Consider the following 18,424-nt stretch of genomic DNA (forward strand, 5'->3'; position numbering starts at 1 on the left):
TTCGCTTTATTTGAAATAAATCAAATTTCAAATGCTCAAAAAACTCTGTAGTTACCTACTTCCTTTTAACATTCACAAACAAAAATCTTCTATAAGTCAAACATTAGAAGTCACTTGGACTGATGGGCAATTGGTTTTAGACAGTAAGAACACTAATTATTCATACGGAAGCCTACAACGCATTTTGAGAAAAGGCTTGAAACACATTGGTTTTGAAAAGATAAAAGCCATGAACAGCATCCTTGTACTTGGAGTGGCTGGCGGAAGTGTAATAAAGACCCTGGTTGACGAAATTCGTTTTGAAGGCAAGATTACAGGTGTCGAAATAGACAAAGCCATAATCGCTATTGCAAATGAGTATTTTCATTTAGACAAAATTCAAAATCTAGAAATTATCATTGATGACGCTTTTGAATTTGTGCTAAAAACCAAAGATAAATTCGATTTGATTATCATTGATGTTTTTCAGGATTCGACAATGCCAAGTTTTCTTTTTGAAAAACATTTTACAGACAGACTTTGTTTTTTATTAAATTCAAAAGGTTTTATTCTTTTCAACTCAATGGTATTAAATGACAAACAAAAACAATTGAATTTGAATTTTTTCAACGCTTTTGATCAAAAAAAATACGTTGTGACTAAACTACATAAAGTTGAAGAAAAAAATGAATTAACAATTATTGAAGGACTGTTTTAAAGTGATTTACAATAAAAAAAACTGGAAAATTTCATTTGAAAGACTATTTCGAAATCACTTTTTCGAAACGCATCATTTCAATATTTCCTGAAATAAAACTTAAGATTTTCCCATCTTTGGAAATGGAATAAGAATCCACTTTTTCTAAAGTTTTCATATAAGTAGCTTCGCCTAAACCCTGGCAAGCCATCATTGTAGAGCCTATTTTAGCGTCCTTGAAATTAATCTTATTTGCATCTAAAAGTAAAGCCCCAAAATATTGATTACAACTATTATTTCCTGATATTTTATTTTCTTTTAAATCAAAATTAATAGTTGGTTTTTTCTCTGGATACAAACCATTGAAAGCTATTCTAGGTCCAGTAATGTAGTTGAGCTGCCAAGTTCCTTGTAAACCATTGTCAGTAGTAGCAATAGATTTTGTAGTATTACAAGATAGTAATGTGATGCAAAAAATGGCTAGTGAAAAAATAATTGATTTCATGTATCTCGGTTTTATTTTTTAATGGTAAAATTAAAGCTGTTAAAATTCAAACTAATCTTAAAAAGTTTCGCCTGCGTTGAGATAAAAAGCTTTCGATTTTCGACCCCAAGCATAATTTAAGACCAAATTGGTTCGAGTGGCTTTGTCTATTAACACACGTAAACCAACACCCGCTGCAGGCTGAATGTGTTGAAATAATCGAATATTTTGATCTCTATCACTCGCAGACGTAAAATTACCAAAAACAGTGCCACTGATTAGGTTGCTACAAAGAATTGGGAATCGGTATTCGGCTTCAAAATTGACCAATTGTTGTCCTCTAAACAATCCTTGCGTATATCCTTTGCCGCTTCTACTTCTTTGATCCCAACCAATGGATGGCAAATTCAGATAAGGAAGCGTTCCTGCAGTAACAAATTGACCTGTTGCCCAAATACTAAAAACATGTTGCTTATTGATTTTACTCAATGGTAAAAAATAACGATACTCCATAAAAAGCACATTACTAGCATTTTGATTCTTATTAAAAGCCGAATTAATTCGATAATTAATATTGGCAAACATTCCGTTATTAGTATTAATTTGATTGTCTCTTGAATCGTATAACAGATTCAGGCTGAAACCATTTACGTAATATTCATTCTCATTAAAACCATACTTTTTACTGTAGTTGTAATGGTTTGTAAACTGATTGTTAGGCACATCCAAATTTCTATCGGTTATGGTGGTGTACCAGTCCAGATGTACTCCCGCACCTACATAATAATTATTCCATATTTCCCAAGAGGCCGTTTGATGTAACTTGAAATAATTATAATCCATGGGTTCTTTTATGGACTCTAAATCAAAATTATTTTCTTTGGTATTTCGAGGAATTACATCGGTTCCTAATCCGTAATTGGCTTGCGAAAAAATATAAAAACGCCAGTCACCGCTTAAGAATATTTTATTATTTTTAAGCATTACACTATTTTTAAAATTAAGAAGTAACTGTTTTTTTTCGGTATAAGTAGCTCCTAAATTGACGGATGAATATTTATCCTTCTCCATTTTCCCTTTAAAAGTATATTGAGAGACAAAACCATAAGCAAAACCTGTTGCTGGTTGTGAACCAATAATTGGAATTATAAGAAAAAAATTGTTTTTGGCTGGTTTTAAAACCAATACTGAATCCCTTTTTTTAAAAAGTTCCGGAAGTGATTTTTCAGAACAATAATTACTTATCGAATCTATAGAATTTTGAGCCAAAATACTATATTGTATAGCAACAATTAGCAACAAACTGAAAACAAAGGAGCGTCTTTTTATAAAAAATATCATGCTGCTAATTTATGCAATTATATACAATGGAGTCAATACCTAATTTTTAAAAATCAATTATTTTTGACTTAAAACAAAACGCAGATTATAAACCTAAATTGTGTTTATAATCTGCGTCAAAATGTTTTAATAGAATAAAACTACTCTTTTTGTAAAAGTCCTGTTTTAATGAGTTCAGTTTTAATAGCCAAGATAATACTGTCTAATGTCTTATCAATTTTTGTTGGATTAATTGTTGAAGTAGTACCTGCCCAGAGTAATTTATTGGTTTGTACATCATAGAGATTAGTTTCTACATAATAGGTTTTGTCTTGCTGGTAATAACCTGGCATTCCGAAAGCACCACCAAAACCCATTCCGCCATAGCCCCATCCGCCAAAACCGCCATAAAAGCCTCTACCGAAACCCCAACCACCATAATACATACTACCAGGAACATAAGAGGTACTTTTCTCTATATCGGTCAAACGCATCAGAATAATGCCTTCGATACCATCTTTCAACAAACTAGATACTACTAAATTTTGATCCTGCTGGTCTGGTTTTAAATATTGATAAGATGGAATAAAATTACCTAAAGAGGAAGATGCTACAATTTTATCTTCGGTAATTCTTCTGGAAGTTTCGTCTTTTAGTTGAGCGATAACCAACACTTTTTTGTAAGCCTTTACCTTTTCTGTTGTCAATGTCGGACTGTACCACATTTTAGTAAGTTGTGTTGATGGTCCGCAGGAAACAAACAAAACTGTTGTTATAATTGCTAATGCTATTTTAATTTTCATAATTACATTTTTTAAATTATTTATTCCTTTGAAACACTTTTTGAATCTTATTATTTTCCATATCAATTATTTAACCAAAATATGTTTTTTTGACAACTATTTAATTTATTTTTTATTAACAGCTTTTATTTCACCATTAAAAGAAATGGTACTTCTATTGTTACTACTCACAAAAAGATACGCGCTTCCGTTATCATATATGGAAAGCATTAGTGTGAAATAATCTTGTTGCCCTTTCACTCCAGCTTTAATTATAGTTGCTTTTTTTGTTTTTTCGACTTGGTAGTTTTCAGCTTTTCCTTTGAATCGCAATCCGTTATCGCCACCATAACCTATACCACTAAATCCTCTACCAAAAAATGGTAACTCACTCTTAATAGAATCTACATTAAATTCGATGCTATAGTCTTCAGTCAAATTAATGAGCCTACCACTTTGCGGGGTTGCCATATTGGTTATAAAAACAAATTCTTTAGAATCTATCAAAAGTTGGGTTTGTTTTTGTTTTTCTACTCTAGCTTTTTGTTTTAATTCTTTTTTGGTTAGTTCTTGTGCCATTCCTTTCGAAAGAAATAGAAATGAAACTAGTACAGACAATATTGAAAGTTTTTGAATTTTGTTTTTCATAATTTTTAAATAATTGATTAAAAAATACTTACTAATTTCAAAATTACAGAATCAAAGTTTAATATTAAGTTAAATAAATAACCCTCTTAAAATCAAAAAAATGAGTTATTTGCTCTTATTTTTTTATTTCATAATAAGTCTTTTTAACCACAGGAATTCCTGTTGCAGTAATACCCTCCAGCGCTACTTTAACTTTGGTTTCTACTTTGGTATTGTAATAATTTACGGTTGCATTACCTGTTTTGTCTGGATGCACGTACGGATTCCAATAAATGGTGTTTCTTACCGCTAATTTATTTTCTAACTCGGCTTGCTCGGGTGTTGGCGAATAGAAAACACGTGCTGTATAAAATCCGTCTATTTTTACTTTAACAGTATGAAAGTATTCATTAATGATTTTACTCCTATTTCCATTTGTGAAAACGGAAATGACAACCCCTCTTCCGTACACAGCTTCAACAGCCTTTCCACTAGCAACTTCAATTTTTATAATATCTTCAGGTGCAATCGTCATCAATTCAGCTGCTTCATAAGCTTGATTACCATCTATTAATATCATAGGATATGTTGACTCGGGATCAAAATAAGAATTTACTTCCATACTAAAATTAGGGCGAATAACTCCAAAACATTGGTCTTCAATAAGTTCAGCAGCATTGTTCTTCTTTTTTGCTTCTTTTTTATCTATCATGTACTTATAATCTGGTATCCCGTAAAGTACAGGTGTATATTTTTTATTTTGAACCTTAATTTCTACTTCCTTCAACATATTTTCAGATTTTACTCCGAAAGCAGTATATTTTTTGAAAATATTATCCACTACAATTCGAGTTGATTCCGACCAATTAATAGGCTCTTTTTTAAAAGAAACCGCTACAGGTGCATTTCCAACGGAATCTAAAACTATTTCTCCTTTGAACTTTCCTTTTTCGTCTCTTGAATTCAAACTCATATCAGTTTTATCTGAAAACATAATGTTTTCAAACTTAAAACTTCCCGTTGAATCTGTTTTTGTCTTAAAAGTATTGATGTGTTTTTTGTTTAGTAAAACCAATCCTACTCGATAATCTGTCTTTGCCTTATCGCTAAAAACTTGCTTTACTCTACCTGTTATGGTAAATCCTTTTTCAGCAATATAATTTATACCGTCAGTAGCTTTTGGAATGGTTTTCCAAAGAAAATCTCGCCAACCTTGGGTCAAGAGTAAATTATCCAAATGATCTAATTTTTTGGGATTATTAATATCAAAATAATAACCAGGCTGATGTACTTTGCCCTTAATATCGGATTCCATCAAAAAATAAGAACAGATATTGGAATCATACTCTTTCTCCTCTATTATTCCGTTTGTATCAGTCACGCTTAAAGAGAAACTTCCCGATTTAGCCATTCCATCATTCGATTTTGAACTAATTGTTACAATTGCTTTTTCATTGGGTTTATAGATTGGTTTATCGGTAGCAACTGTTACTTGGAAGTCTTTTTCTTTTTCAATAATAATCAATCGCTCGCTGTGAGGTTTGGAATTACTGTCTAATAAAGTAATTTGACTTATACCATCGGGAGTGGCATTTTTTTCTAATTCGAATGAAGTTACGGTTTGAGTAATAGTTTGTCCATTTTCTAAATAAGAAATCCCTTTGGCTTTGCAAATAACTGTAACTGCTGCATTTGGATTTTGCAATAAAGTTGCTTGGTTGGTCAGAATTGAAATAATGTTTCTACCTTTCAAGGCTTTATAACTCAACAAATAACCCTGTTTTTGCACATTGGGCAAATTTTCTTGAAGTGTTCCTCCTTGCAAAGTTTTAATTTTTGCATAATACTTTTTTCCTTCCATAGGTAGGATTTGAAATTTCCCCATACCATCGTGAACGCTAGAAAAAGAAGTAATCAATTGATTATCGGAATCGAAAATATCGCCCGTAATTTCTATTGGACTTCCGTTAGCATCCACTGCTTTGAAACCAACAATACTAGCAACATTCTCCAGAAGTGAACCCCCTTCAGGGAAGAAATCAACCTTATAATTATTTAGAGAATTAGTAGTTATAGGCTGGATTTGAGGTTGACTTTTGGCTCGTTTGTCTTCTTTTTTGGTGGAATTAACTTTAGAATTGGATTCGAATACATCAATAATTTCAATATTCTTTTTAAAAACAAATTGGTCTCCAAAATTTCGATTCCAATTCGTGTAAGCTCGTAGCTGATAGACTCCTGGTTTTACACCAATCGAATCTGTTAATTTAAAATCGCCATGCCCCAAACCTATTTCAATATTGGTTTTGTTTCGGGCAATTATTTCTTGATTTGACGAAATTAATTCAACATATACAATATTACTATTATCAAAAAGAATATTGTTAGAAGCCCGAACATTATAGACTTTATAAAACAAATCATCGCCAATAGCATAAATAGAATTGTCTGTGTGGAGATAAACTTTCTCAACATCAGGATTGGTTTTTATTTCTTGCGCTTGCAAAAAACCTAATGAAAGAACAAAACCAAGAAAACAAAGCAAACGGCAATTTTTAGCCCCAATAAAAGTCTTAAACATATAGTATTTGATTTATAGTAAACAATATTTTTTTTTATTTTTTAATCGTGTAATAAGTATTTTTAACCACAGGAATTCCTGTTGCAGTAATGCCTTCCAAAGCCACTTTTACTTTAGTTTCTACTTTGGTATTATAATAATTTACAGTTGCATTACCTGTTTTATCTGGATGCACATACGGATTCCAATACAATGTATTTCTTACTTCTAATTTGTAGTCTAATTCAGCTTGATCAGGTGTTGGCGAGTAAAAAACTCTTGGGGTATAAAATCCGTCTATATTCACTTTAACAGCATGAAGTCTATCATACACTAGTTTACTTCTATTACCATTGGTGAAAACGGAAATAACCCTAGACTTTCCATATAATGCATCAACCACAACTCCACTTGTAACTTCTATTTTTAATACATCTTCTGGTGCTATTGCTAACAACTCATTCTCTTCGATTGCCAGAAATCCATCTATTAATATCCCAGTAGTTGAATTCAGATAAAAATATTGATAGCTATTCATAACAAAGTCAGGCGCAATAACACCAAAACATTCATCCTCTATAAGATAAGCTACATTTTTTTTCTTTATGGCTTCCTTTTTATCAATCACATATTTATAATCGGGTATTCCATAACCAACAAAAGCGTAATTTTTCTTTTGGGCTTTAACTCGTACTTCCTTCAACATATTTTCTGATTGTACTCAATAAGCTGTAATTTTTTTGAATACATTATCAACAATTGCTTGGGTGGATTCCGGCCAATTAATTGGTTCTTTTTTGAAAGAAATAGCCATAGGTGATTTTCCCACAGAATCTAAAACGATTTCACCTCTAAATTTTCCTTTTTCATCTCTTGAATTCAAACGCATATCGGTTTTATCCGAAAACATGATATTTTCAAACTTAAATTTCCCTGTTGCATCTGTAAATGTCTTGAAAGTATTGATATGTTTTTTATTCATTAAAACCATTCCAACCCTATTGTTTACTTTTGCTTTATCACTAAAAATTTGTTTCACTCTACCCGTTATGGTGAATCCTTTTTCTGCTTCATAATGAATGGTATCAGTAGCTTTTGTTGTTGTTTTCCAAAGAAAATCACGCCAACCTTGGGTTAAAAGTAAATTCTCTAAATGATCCAATCGTTTGGGATTTGTGGTATCGAAATAGTAGCCAGGATTATTTACTTTTCCTCTAATATCGGATTCCATCAAGAAATAGGAACAAATATTAGAATCAAAATCTTTCTCCTCCACTATTCCGTTTTTATCCGTTACGCTCAAAGAAAAACTGCCTGATTTAGCTTCCCCTGTTTTAGTCTTGGAGACAATACTTATTATCGCTTTTTCATTAGGCTGATAAGTTATTTTATCTGTAGAAAGTGATATGTTTATATCCTTTTCACTCTCAATGTAAATTAATCGTTCACTTTGAGGCCTATCAATACTATCGAATAATGTAATTTGACTTATGCCATCTGGAGTGGTATTTTTTTCTAATTCAAAAGAAGATATTGTTTGAGTTATTGCCAATGTATTTTCTAAACAAGCAACTCCTTTTGCTTTGCAAACCACCGTCACAGTTGCGTTTGGATTTTGCAATAAAGTAGCTTCGTTGGTCAATACTGAAATAATGTTTTTCCCTTTTAAAGCTTTATAACTTAATAAATAGCCAACTTTTTGAACTTCTGGAAGATTTTGTTGGAGTTCAGTTTCCTCTACTGTTTTAATTTTAGCATAATACTTTTTTCCTTCCATAGGAATGATTTGAAATTTACCCATTCCGTCATGAACGCTTGAAAAAGAAGCAACCAATTGGTTATCGGAATCGTAAATATCTCCTTTGACTTCTATTGGTTTTCCTTCATTATCAACCGCTTTAAAACCAACAATACTGGAAACATTTTCGAGAAGCGAACCGCCTTCAGGAAAGAAATCGATTTTATAACTATTGAGCTTTTCAATTACAACTGTTTTCTTTTTTCTTTTAATATTAGTTTTTTCAACAGCTTTTTGTTCTGCAATGGTTTTAGAATTGGATTCGAAAACATCTATAATTTCAATATTTTTTTTGAACACAAAATCTTCTCCAAAATTTCGATTATAATTAGTGTAAGTCCTCAATTGATAAACGCCTGGTTTTACGCCAAGGGAATCCACTAATTTAAAGTCACCATGTCCCAAACCTATTTCGATATTGGTCTTGTTTCGGGCAATAATTTCTTGATCTGAAGAAATTAATTCTACATATAAAATATTGCTATTATCAGTAAGCAAGTTGTTTTTTGCAGATACATTATAAGCCTTATAAAACAAATCGTCACCTAAAAAATAGATGGAATTGTCCGTATGAAGATATACTTTTTCGACATCAGGAATGGCTTTGCTTTCTTGCGCTTGCAAAATACCAAAAGTTAAAACAAAGCATAAAAAATAAAACAAACTGCAGTTTTTGTTCCCAATAAAAGTCTTAACCATACAATAGTCAATTTATGATAAAAAATAAAATTTAATAAAATTAACATTAATCTTATTAATTTAAACTTAAAAAAATAAATCAACAATCATACCAAGAAAAATCTTTCAAGAACAAGAATAGTATAATTTTATGTCAACTCCTTAAAATACTGTAATAAAATCTTATTATTTTCTAACGTAGGTGTGAAAATTTCAAGAATACTTGGTCTTTCATTTTGAGCATACAATTCTTTTAGACTACTTTCTAGGCTACTTTCATCACTAGCAATGCTATATTCAAAACCATACATTTTGGCTAAATGTTCCGCCGTCAAGCAATGCGAGGTTTCGAAAAATGTATTAAAAACAGGGGTTTCTTCGTGACCTGGCAAAATTCTAAAAATGCCGCCTCCTCCATTATTCAAGAGAATAATTTTAAAGTTTTTGGGCGTGTATTCGTTCCACAAAGCGTTGCTGTCATACAAAAAACCAATGTCGCCCGCAATCAAAACCGTCGGTCTTTCATTGGCAACTGCCGCACCAATAGCTGTTGAGGTGCTACCATCAATTCCGCTAGTACCTCGATTGCAAAAAACCTGAATCGAAGGTTTTATGGCTATCAATTGTGCATATCGAATAGCCGAACTGTTACTCAAATGCAACATCGAATTTTCAGGCAAAGAAGGAATTATTTTTTCAAAAACCTTAAAATCTGAAAAAGGAATTTTTCCCAAATATTCCTGATGTTGCTTCTCTCTTAAAATGGAAATTTGATCAAAAATCGTAAAATAATCACTCGCAATTGGAATCGTAAAAGGCAAAAATTGATTGAAAAATATATTCGGATTAACTTCAAAATGTTTGGTCAAACAACCATAAGTATCGTAAGCTCTCAAGGGATCAATGTGCCAATGATGTGCAGGTTTGTATTGTCGTAAAAAAGCTTTTATCCTTTTGGAAACCACCATTCCTCCAAAAGTGATTAGAATATCAGGCTGAAATGCTTCAAATTCTTTGGCTGTAAAAGGCGTAATTATGGTATCAATATTGTTTAAAAACGAAGAATGATGCAGATTAGAAGTCGTTTCTGTCATCACCACAACCGAGTTATCTTTGGCTAAAGCCTCAATAATTTTAGCATCAATTGTATTGGGTTTGTTTTCGCCAACCAGAATTAATTTCTTTTGCGATTGGTTCCAAATATTGGTAAATTCATCTAAATCATCAATTGAAATTTTATTGTTTTTTTTACTAAAAGTCGAAATTGTTACATCAACATCCAATTTGGAAACCGTTTGATACAAAGGTTCTTCAAAAGGTGCATTGATATGAACGGGACCTCTTTTAGTAAAAGCGGCATTAATGGCTTCGTTGATTTTCAAATCATTTTCAACAGAAGCATCTTCGTTTAAATTAGCGTTATACAACGAATGATTTTGAAAAACATTTTCCTGACGAATCGTTTGTCCGTCGCCAATATCAATCTTACTTTGTGGTCTGTCAGCCGAAATTACAATCAGTGGAATCTGGCTGTAAAAAGCTTCCGCAAAAGCAGGATAATAATTCAACAATGCCGATCCCGAAGTACAAACCACAGCCACTGGTTTCTGAATTTGTTGGGCAATACCCAAAGCAAAAAAAGCAGCACAACGCTCGTCAGCAATACTATAACAATTGAATTCGGGATTATTGACAAAACCTATCGTTAAAGGTGCGTTTCTTGAACCGGGAGAAATTACTATATTTTGGATTCCTTTAGACAAACAAATTTGGATGATACTTTGTGCCAAAGGTATTTTAGGATAAACCATTATTTAAAGTTAGAAGTTAGAGGTTCGAAGTTTTACAACCTAAACCTGAAAAGCAAAGTTACAAACTTGACAACTGAATTCATCCAATCCGAACAACTTTTTCTTACTTTTGAAGTGAAATATTTTAAACAATGGAAATCCAAATTAGACCTTATCAAACCGAAGATACCCAAGCTATTTTGGACATCATCAACCACAATATTTTGCATTCGACGGCTTTGTATGATTACAATATTCGAAGCTATGAACAGCAAAAAACTATTTTGGAAGACAAAGTAAATAAAAATTTTCCAGTGATTGTTGCTGAATATAATAATCAAGTGGTAGGTTTTGGAATGTATAGCGAGTTTCGATTTCGGGAAGCATACAAATTTACGGTAGAACATTCGGTATATGTGAACGAAAATTTTCACGGAAAAGGCATTGGCAAATTATTACTTCAAGAATTAATTTCTCTGGCTCGAAAACAAAAACTCCACACGATGATTGCCGTTATCGATGCCGAAAATCAAAGTAGCGTAGAATTTCATGAGAAATTTGGTTTCAAAACCGTGGGAATCATCAAAGAATCAGGTTTTAAATTTGACCGTTGGCTAGATTCGGTTTTTATGCAATTGATTTTGGAGTAATTATATTAAGGAGTACGCCGCAGATTCGCAGATTTTATAAAAACTTTTAAATTAAAATCTGTGAATCTGTGGTGTTTTATTATTTGCAACTCTATTTAAAAATCGAATGCCTTATCTTTGCTGCTTTACAAAAACTATGGACTTTACCCTACTCTCTTCGCCTTTACAAGGATTTACTGATTTTCGTTTTAGAAATGCCCAAAACAAACTCTTTGGAGGAATTGACACTTTTTATTCGCCTTATATTCGATTGAACGGAAAATTGGTAATAAAAGCTTCTTATGAAAGAGATTTACTTCCTGAAAACAATATTGGTTTAGAGGTAATTCCACAAGTGATTACAAACGATGCCGAAGAATTTTTGTTTGTTGCCAAATACGTTCGAGAATTGGGTTACAAAGAATTGAACTGGAATTTAGGTTGCCCTTATCCAATGGTAACGAAATCGGGAATGGGTTCGGGTTTGATTAAAAACACCGAACAAATCAATCATATTTTAGACAGAGCGCATTCTGAAACTGATATTATTGTTTCGATGAAAATGCGATTGGGATACGATACTACCGAAGAAATTTTGGATGTTTTACCGATTTTAGACAACTATCCTATTAAGAATATTGCCATTCACGCCCGAATTGGCAAGCAACTGTATAAAGGTGGCGTGCACTTGGATGCTTTTCAGCAATGTATAGATAATACTAAACATAAACTGTATTATAATGGCGATATTACTTCGGTGGCAAAATTTCACGAAATGCAGGAACGTTTCCCAACGATTAACCACTGGATGATTGGACGAGGATTAATATCAGATCCTTTTTTGCCCAGCATGATTAGAAATAATACGTCTGAATATCCGAAAAACAAAATGGAATTATTCAGTGCTTTTCACGATACTTTGTATGCTATTTATAGTGAATCCTTATCGGGACAAACCCATATTTTATTGAAAATGTATCATTTATGGGAATATTTTTCAGAAACTTTTTCAAATCCTCATAAAGTTTTAAAACAGATAAAAAAAGCCAAAAGTATCCGAAATTATGAAGCAGCTGTGGCTAGTATTTTTAAGAACGAGAAAATTTAAAACCATATAAGTCATATAAGTTCACATAAGAGTAATACCTTAAATGAACTTATATGACTTATATGGTAAAAAATCTATTCTATAATTATCCTTTAACCCAATTGACAACTTCTGGATCAGAAGGCAAAGTTCTTGAGGATATTACTTTTTCTAATACGCCTTTTTCGTTAATTAAATATTTCTGAAAATTCCAACCTACTTCGCTGTCTTGTAATCCGTTTTTTGATTTTTGAGTCAAAAATTGATAAACAGGATTCATATCACTTCCTTTAACTGAAATTTTACTCATCATCGGGAAACTAACACCGTAATTCAATTGGCAAAAAGAAGCGATTTCTTCGTTGGTTCCTGGTTCTTGTGAACCAAAATTATTAGCAGGAAAACCTATAATTACAAAACCTTTAGACTTGTACTGTTTGTACAAAGCTTCTAATTCCTTGTATTGTGGGGTCAATCCACATTTAGAAGCTGTGTTTACAATCATAATTTTTTTTCCTTTTAAAGAAGCAAAATCAAAAGTATCTCCTGATAAATCTTTTACTTTAAATTGGTAAATCGTTTGTGGTTTCATTGCTGTAGCACTTTTTTTGTTCTGACTTTGAGCTGGATTGCTTATCAAAAGGAAAATTCCGCAAGCAATAATAAATAAGTTCTTCATTGGATTTATTTTTTTATAAAATTAGGCAAAATGATTTCTTAATCACACGAACGATTCCTAAATTTTTGATAATCTTTTTTAACAATAACAGCCACTCCAAACCATTAGCATGAAGCAGCTGCTATCTAACAAAAACAAAACAATCTAAATTTATTAACCACATTTATAACTGTCAAATTTATTTACGAGAATTAAATGTTTACAGTTTTAAAAAAGTTTAAAAAAATTTCTTTTATAAGAAAAATAAAATGAATTACTTTTATAACATCCAAAATGGGATTTCTATCGTATATGCTTTTAACAAAAACAAAAAAACAATGACACAAGAAGAATTAATTCCGTTGATCCTCCAGAAGGATGAGCGGGCATTTACAATCATGTATGATATGTATTCGAAAAGTTTATTTAGTGTAATATCGAATCTTTTAAAGGAGACTGAAGATGCCGAAGATGTTTTGCAAGAAGTATTTGTAAAAATATGGAAAAGCATTGATAGTTATGCCGAAAGTAAGGGACGTTTGTACACTTGGATGTTAAACATTGCACGAAACACAGCCATTGACAAATTAAGATCTAAAGGATATAATAACAGTCAAAAAAACCTATCGTCTGATAATTTCGTACATCTATTAGACGACAGTAACAAACTATCTAACAAAATTGATACGATTGGAATTCTAGAATTTGTCAAAAAATTAAAACCAAAGTGTATTGAAATAATCGAGTTATTATTCTTTCAAGGCTATACACAACAAGAAGCTGCAGAAGAATTATCGATTCCGTTAGGAACGATCAAGACACACAACAGAAATTGCATTAATGATTTAAGAACTTATCTAAAAGTATAATGGACACGAAACAATATATAGAAACCGGGATTTTAGAACTCTATGTTTATGGTTTGCTCTCCGAAACCGAAAACACAGAAGTGAGCCAATTGGCACAAAAACATCCAGAAATCGAAGCCGAAATTGTTTCAATTGAAAAAGCAATTGTGAACTTATCGACTAGTTTTTCTCCGTTTTTATCTGCCGAAAATTTTGAAAAAATCAAAGCTAAATTAGATTTGAAACATTCAAAAGTGATTCCAATGAAATCAATATCTAATAGAAACCAATATATAGGTTGGGCAGCTGCTGCTATCCTTTTTGTTGGAGTTGGGTATCAATATCTGCAATTATCCGAAACTAAAAACTTGGTAGCAACTACCGAAAAAGAAAAAGCAAATTTGCAAGAGAACGTTGCTAGTTTAGAACTTAAAAACAAGCAAACAACAACCGCTTTGACTGTAGTTCGTGATACAAAAAATACGGTAATTACTCTTGGAGGTCAAGCAGTTTCGCCAACATCGTCAGCTAAAATTTACTGGAACAAAGAAACCGAAGTGGTTTATGTAGATGCCAGCGGTTTGCCAGAACCACCAGAAGGAATGGTGTACCAAATTTGGTCTTTAAAATTACAACCACAACTGACTCCAACAAGCATTGGTTTACTGTCTGACTTTACTGCCAATAAAGAAAGAATATTTGCTGTAGAAAAAACAAGCGATGCCGAAGCCTTTGGAATTACATTAGAACCAGCAGGCGGAAGCAAATCGCCAACAATGGAACAATTATATACTTTGGGGAAAGTGTAAACCTAAAACTGTTTTAAATAAAAAAGCTTCCAATTGTAATGATTGAAGGCTTTTTTATTTGGTTGAAAAATTGTCAGAGATTTTCAATCAATAGAAATTAAAAAATGATATCAAAGCAGTATCATTTTTTCACCATATAAGGCATATAAGTTCATTTAAATTTTGTGTAAATAACTTATATGAACTTATATGCCTTATATGGTAAAATTTAAAAGTCTAATTGTTTAGAGCTAATTATTTCTTACTCTTTTTACTGTAATATTTCCTGTATTTTGGATACGTTATCGCACCTAAAATTGAAATAACTAGTATTGATTGCCAGATCCAATCCAATGATTTTGCTTCTCCACTGGCATAAGAATGCAAACCTACCAAGTGGAAATTTACCCCAAAATAAGTAAACAAAATTGACAGGAAAGCAAAAACACTCATTAGATTGAAAATCCATTTTCCTCTTAAAGCTGGAACAAAACGAGCGTGAATCACAAACGCATATACCATAATACTAATCAATGCCCAAGTTTCTTTTGGATCCCAACCCCAATAACGACCCCAACTTTCGTTCGCCCATTGTCCACCTAAAAAGTTACCAATAGTCAACATAATCAAACCAATAGTCAATGCCATTTCGTTGATGTATGATATTTCAAGGATATTGAGTTCCATTTTGGCTTTATTTTTTTCATTGGTAAACAAAATCAACAATAGCGAAACAACTCCTAAAATCATTCCCAAAGCAAATGGGCCGTAACTTGCCACAATAATCGCTACGTGAATCATCAACCAATAGGAATTCAGAACAGGTTGCAAATTAGCAATTTCAGGATCGATCCAGTTCATGTAAGCCGCTGTCAGAATCATTGCAGTTACAAAAGCAGAAGATGCCACAGTCAATTTCGATTTAATGTCGAATGCCAATCCAAAAAACATTGTTGCCCAAGCCACATAAATGATAGATTCATACGCATTACTCCAAGGTGCATGACCCGAAATATACCAACGGGCGATTAAAGCCAGTGTATGCAAAACAAAAAGCAAACCGATAATAACATGCATCGTGTTGACCAAAATAGTCAGTACTTTTCTTTCTTTGAATATTTTAAGAATCGTAAATAACAACATCAAAATAGCAGCTGTAAGATACCAATAAGGGAGTTTTTGGAACACATCATATTGGTTATATAGTATTTCCATAGAGATTTTATCTTCACTTGGACGAACCTTGCTCCCGTATTTTCTCTGGAAACCATTCAAACTTTCTAATAATCCATCTGCATCTTTATAATTACCAGAAACCGTAGCTTGATCTAATGCTGCAAAGTAAAGTTGCAAAATATTTTGAGTGTACATTGATGCCATTCCTTGCAAATGAGCCTGTCCTAATTCAGGATAAGAAATCCATTTATTATTAGCATTGTTAGGAATTGGAAAAATCTTAAGGATACTGCCACTCAAGGCATCGTTCATCAAGTTGATTTTCTTGTCCGTCTCTACAAAATCTTTTTCAAACTGATTCGGATTGGCAGTTTTGTAGGCAGCATCCAAATATTTGGCTAATTTATAATTCCCAAACTTATCGAAAAAGGATACGAATGACGCATATTTAGCTTTAGAATCTACGCCAATAATTTTACGAATACTATCATTTCCGCTTTTCATATAAATCATCGGAACGTGAATCCAAACGCTACCTTCCTTTGTCATAGAAAGCAAAACCTGATCGGGATTCATTCCGTTATACGAATTTTCATGACTCACTTTTCGCAACAATTCAGACGAAAAAGTATTGATTGGTTTCATTCTTCCGCCCGCATCTTGAATAATCAATCGCCCAAATTTAGCTGCGTGTGCCTCTGATACTTTACGCTTGTTAAGAATAGAATCGACTTGTTTTGCCGTTGGTACAATTATTTCTGGAGCTACTGTACTTTCCGTACTTACAGGTGCTTCGTGATGGTGTCCTGGAGCATTGTGATCGTGATTGTGGTCGTGCTCTTGTGCAAAAGCATTAAAACTCAACAATAAAATCAATATCGTAATTAGCTTGTCTTTTTTGGTTTTTACCACTTCTAATTTTCGTTTCAAATCAGCAAAACGAGAATGCTTGGTAAACATGATTGCCATCAATGCAAAATACAACAAATAATACCCAAAATAAGTAATATTTGTTCCCCAAAAATCATGATTTACAGACAATACAGTTCCTTTTTCATCTGGATCAAATTGAGATTGAAAAAATCGGTAGCCTTCGTAATCCAAAATATTATTCATAAAAATTCTAGCATCAAAAGTTTCGGTACTATCCTGAACGGTAACTTTACTTTCAAACGAGGAATAACTTTTCTCGGTTCCAGGATATTTTTGAGCTATAAAATCATTTAATTTAATGCTAAACGGCAAAATGTATTCTTTGCTTCCGAAGAAAAAAGTATAATCTACTTTCCCTATTTTAACCGATTTAGACTGACCTGATTTTCCTTTAGACCCTAATAATTTAATTGTTTTCTCTTGTCCTTCGGCAGTCAATTTTAGTACCAACGCATCTTCACTTCCTTTGGCTTTAAAATCATTTTTAGATTCATAATCGACACTTCCTTTCATTGCAGGATCAGGAAAAACAAAACGTTTTTCGCCAACGCTGTAAAGGGAACGCATCATCAAGGGTTGTTCCACATCTTTGACAACTTTGCCTTTTAGCTGATCAGCCATTCGCATAAAATCACCTTCAAACGGCATTTGAATCGTAGAAACACCATTTTTTATAGTAATATTAATAGCGCCTGCTGTAAATTTGTTCAACGTAAAAAGTACGTTATGAATGTTTTGAATTTCTCCTTCTTTCAAAAAATGTTCTTCACGTCCGCCCTGACCTGCTTCAACTAATTTTAGGTACAAAACGCCTTTTGGATCGGGTTTGATTACTTCTTTTGCCCCCATAATAAAGTTCTCATATTCCACTTTAAATGGAATGTCTGCAAAATTTTCAGCAATAGAAAAATTATTATTAGTTACTGGCGAAAGCAATAATGGTTTTTCATAAACTCGGCGTTTCATTTCGCCTTTGTATTCGCCATCGGCAAAAATGGTTAGGTACATTTTATCCGAATAAAATTTATTTTCCGAAGCGCCTTCGCGAATTGGCATCATTCCTTCATAACTAATATATCGGGTAATAAAAGCCCCTGTGAGGATAAAAATAAAAGACAAATGCAGCAATAAAGTGGCCCATTTCTCTTTTTTTAATAATTGGTAACGCTGAATATTTCCAAAAAAATTGATTAGAAAAAACACCATAATTACTTCAAACCACCAAGCGTTATATATCCAAATTCTAGCGGTATCAGTATTGTATTTGCTTTCGATAAAAGTTCCAACACCCATTGCAACTGCAAAAGTCAGGAAAAGTATTGCCATTAATCGAGTGGAAAATAAAATGGAAGTAAATTTAGTATTCATTTATGAAGAATTACGTTTTGTAAAAGTGGTACAAAAGTACTCAAAAATGTTGAGTTGCAAATTTTGACGTTTGTTAATTAAAACCAAAAATAGAGATGACAATCTTTTAAAATAGTTAACAGAGATTTCACAAACTTACACAGATTGATTTGTGAAATTTTGTGATGAAATTTTTTTTTGGAATCCGTTAGAAATACACTTATCAATCAAGGCATTCGCTTT

Annotated in this window: 15 protein-coding genes; 5 read left to right on the forward strand and 10 right to left on the reverse strand. The window is 32.4% G+C overall.

The window, feature by feature from the left end:
* The first annotated feature begins 31 nt into the window (after positions 1 to 31).
* Positions 32 to 697, forward strand: coding sequence for a spermidine synthase (locus tag OZP15_RS10355; protein ID WP_281336041.1), 666 nt, complete (start codon positions 32 to 34; stop codon positions 695 to 697).
* Between the two features lie 43 nt (positions 698 to 740).
* On the opposite strand, the gene OZP15_RS10360 is transcribed toward OZP15_RS10355, so the two are convergent.
* The 8 genes from OZP15_RS10360 to menD all read right to left on the reverse strand — a co-directional run bounded on the left by OZP15_RS10360 (position 741) and on the right by menD (position 10,736).
* Entirely contained in the window at positions 741 to 1,181 is a 441-nt protein-coding gene (locus tag OZP15_RS10360) for an META domain-containing protein (protein WP_269225372.1), read from the reverse strand.
* Positions 1,182 to 1,238: 57 nt separating this feature from the next.
* Complete coding sequence (locus OZP15_RS10365) at positions 1,239 to 2,501, reverse strand: BamA/TamA family outer membrane protein (RefSeq protein ID WP_281336042.1); 1,263 nt, start codon at positions 2,499 to 2,501, stop codon at positions 1,239 to 1,241.
* A gap of 140 nt (positions 2,502 to 2,641) precedes the next feature.
* Positions 2,642 to 3,283: a hypothetical protein gene (locus tag OZP15_RS10370; RefSeq protein ID WP_269225374.1), complete on the reverse strand. Its 642-nt coding sequence runs from the start codon at positions 3,281 to 3,283 to the stop codon at positions 2,642 to 2,644.
* A 105-nt stretch (positions 3,284 to 3,388) separates the two neighbouring features.
* Positions 3,389 to 3,910 (reverse strand): DUF4251 domain-containing protein, encoded by a 522-nt coding sequence (locus OZP15_RS10375; protein ID WP_269225375.1) that lies wholly within the window; start codon positions 3,908 to 3,910, stop codon positions 3,389 to 3,391.
* Between the two features lie 115 nt (positions 3,911 to 4,025).
* On the reverse strand, positions 4,026 to 6,470 hold the full coding sequence (locus OZP15_RS10380; RefSeq protein ID WP_281336043.1) for a hypothetical protein: 2,445 nt from the start codon (positions 6,468 to 6,470) through the stop codon (positions 4,026 to 4,028).
* Between the two features lie 34 nt (positions 6,471 to 6,504).
* Positions 6,505 to 7,155 carry a hypothetical protein gene (locus OZP15_RS10385; RefSeq protein WP_281336044.1) on the reverse strand — a complete coding sequence of 217 codons (651 nt, stop codon included), beginning with the start codon at positions 7,153 to 7,155 and terminating at the stop codon, positions 6,505 to 6,507.
* A 15-nt stretch (positions 7,156 to 7,170) separates the two neighbouring features.
* On the reverse strand, positions 7,171 to 8,946 hold the full coding sequence (locus OZP15_RS10390; protein ID WP_281336045.1) for a hypothetical protein: 1,776 nt from the start codon (positions 8,944 to 8,946) through the stop codon (positions 7,171 to 7,173).
* 128 nt (positions 8,947 to 9,074) lie between these two features.
* Positions 9,075 to 10,736: a 2-succinyl-5-enolpyruvyl-6-hydroxy-3-cyclohexene-1-carboxylic-acid synthase gene (gene menD, locus OZP15_RS10395; protein WP_281336046.1), complete on the reverse strand. Its 1,662-nt coding sequence runs from the start codon at positions 10,734 to 10,736 to the stop codon at positions 9,075 to 9,077.
* A gap of 131 nt (positions 10,737 to 10,867) precedes the next feature.
* Here menD and OZP15_RS10400 point away from each other — a divergent pair, with 131 nt between their 5' ends.
* Together OZP15_RS10400 and OZP15_RS10405 are read left to right on the forward strand one after the other, a co-directional pair.
* On the forward strand, positions 10,868 to 11,365 hold the full coding sequence (locus OZP15_RS10400; RefSeq protein WP_269225382.1) for a GNAT family N-acetyltransferase: 498 nt from the start codon (positions 10,868 to 10,870) through the stop codon (positions 11,363 to 11,365).
* Positions 11,366 to 11,501: 136 nt separating this feature from the next.
* Positions 11,502 to 12,452 carry a tRNA dihydrouridine synthase gene (locus OZP15_RS10405; protein WP_281336047.1) on the forward strand — a complete coding sequence of 317 codons (951 nt, stop codon included), beginning with the start codon at positions 11,502 to 11,504 and terminating at the stop codon, positions 12,450 to 12,452.
* 85 nt (positions 12,453 to 12,537) lie between these two features.
* On the opposite strand, the gene OZP15_RS10410 is transcribed toward OZP15_RS10405, so the two are convergent.
* The gene (locus OZP15_RS10410; protein ID WP_269225384.1) at positions 12,538 to 13,110 is read right to left on the reverse strand and encodes a glutathione peroxidase; all 573 of its coding nucleotides are present in this window, start codon (positions 13,108 to 13,110) and stop codon (positions 12,538 to 12,540) included.
* 317 nt (positions 13,111 to 13,427) lie between these two features.
* Between OZP15_RS10410 and OZP15_RS10415 the strand changes: the two genes are divergently transcribed.
* Together OZP15_RS10415 and OZP15_RS10420 are read left to right on the forward strand one after the other, a co-directional pair.
* On the forward strand, positions 13,428 to 13,958 hold the full coding sequence (locus tag OZP15_RS10415; RefSeq protein ID WP_269227915.1) for an RNA polymerase sigma factor: 531 nt from the start codon (positions 13,428 to 13,430) through the stop codon (positions 13,956 to 13,958).
* Positions 13,958 to 14,746 (forward strand): anti-sigma factor, encoded by a 789-nt coding sequence (locus OZP15_RS10420; RefSeq protein WP_269225385.1) that lies wholly within the window; start codon positions 13,958 to 13,960, stop codon positions 14,744 to 14,746. Before OZP15_RS10415 ends, OZP15_RS10420 begins: the two co-directional genes overlap by 1 nt.
* A gap of 234 nt (positions 14,747 to 14,980) precedes the next feature.
* On the opposite strand, the gene OZP15_RS10425 is transcribed toward OZP15_RS10420, so the two are convergent.
* Complete coding sequence (locus tag OZP15_RS10425) at positions 14,981 to 18,202, reverse strand: cytochrome c biogenesis protein (RefSeq protein WP_281336048.1); 3,222 nt, start codon at positions 18,200 to 18,202, stop codon at positions 14,981 to 14,983.
* Positions 18,203 to 18,424 lie beyond the last annotated feature (222 nt).

The sequence above is a fragment of the Flavobacterium eburneipallidum genome (genome assembly GCF_027111355.2).
GTDB lineage: Bacteria > Bacteroidota > Bacteroidia > Flavobacteriales > Flavobacteriaceae > Flavobacterium > Flavobacterium eburneipallidum.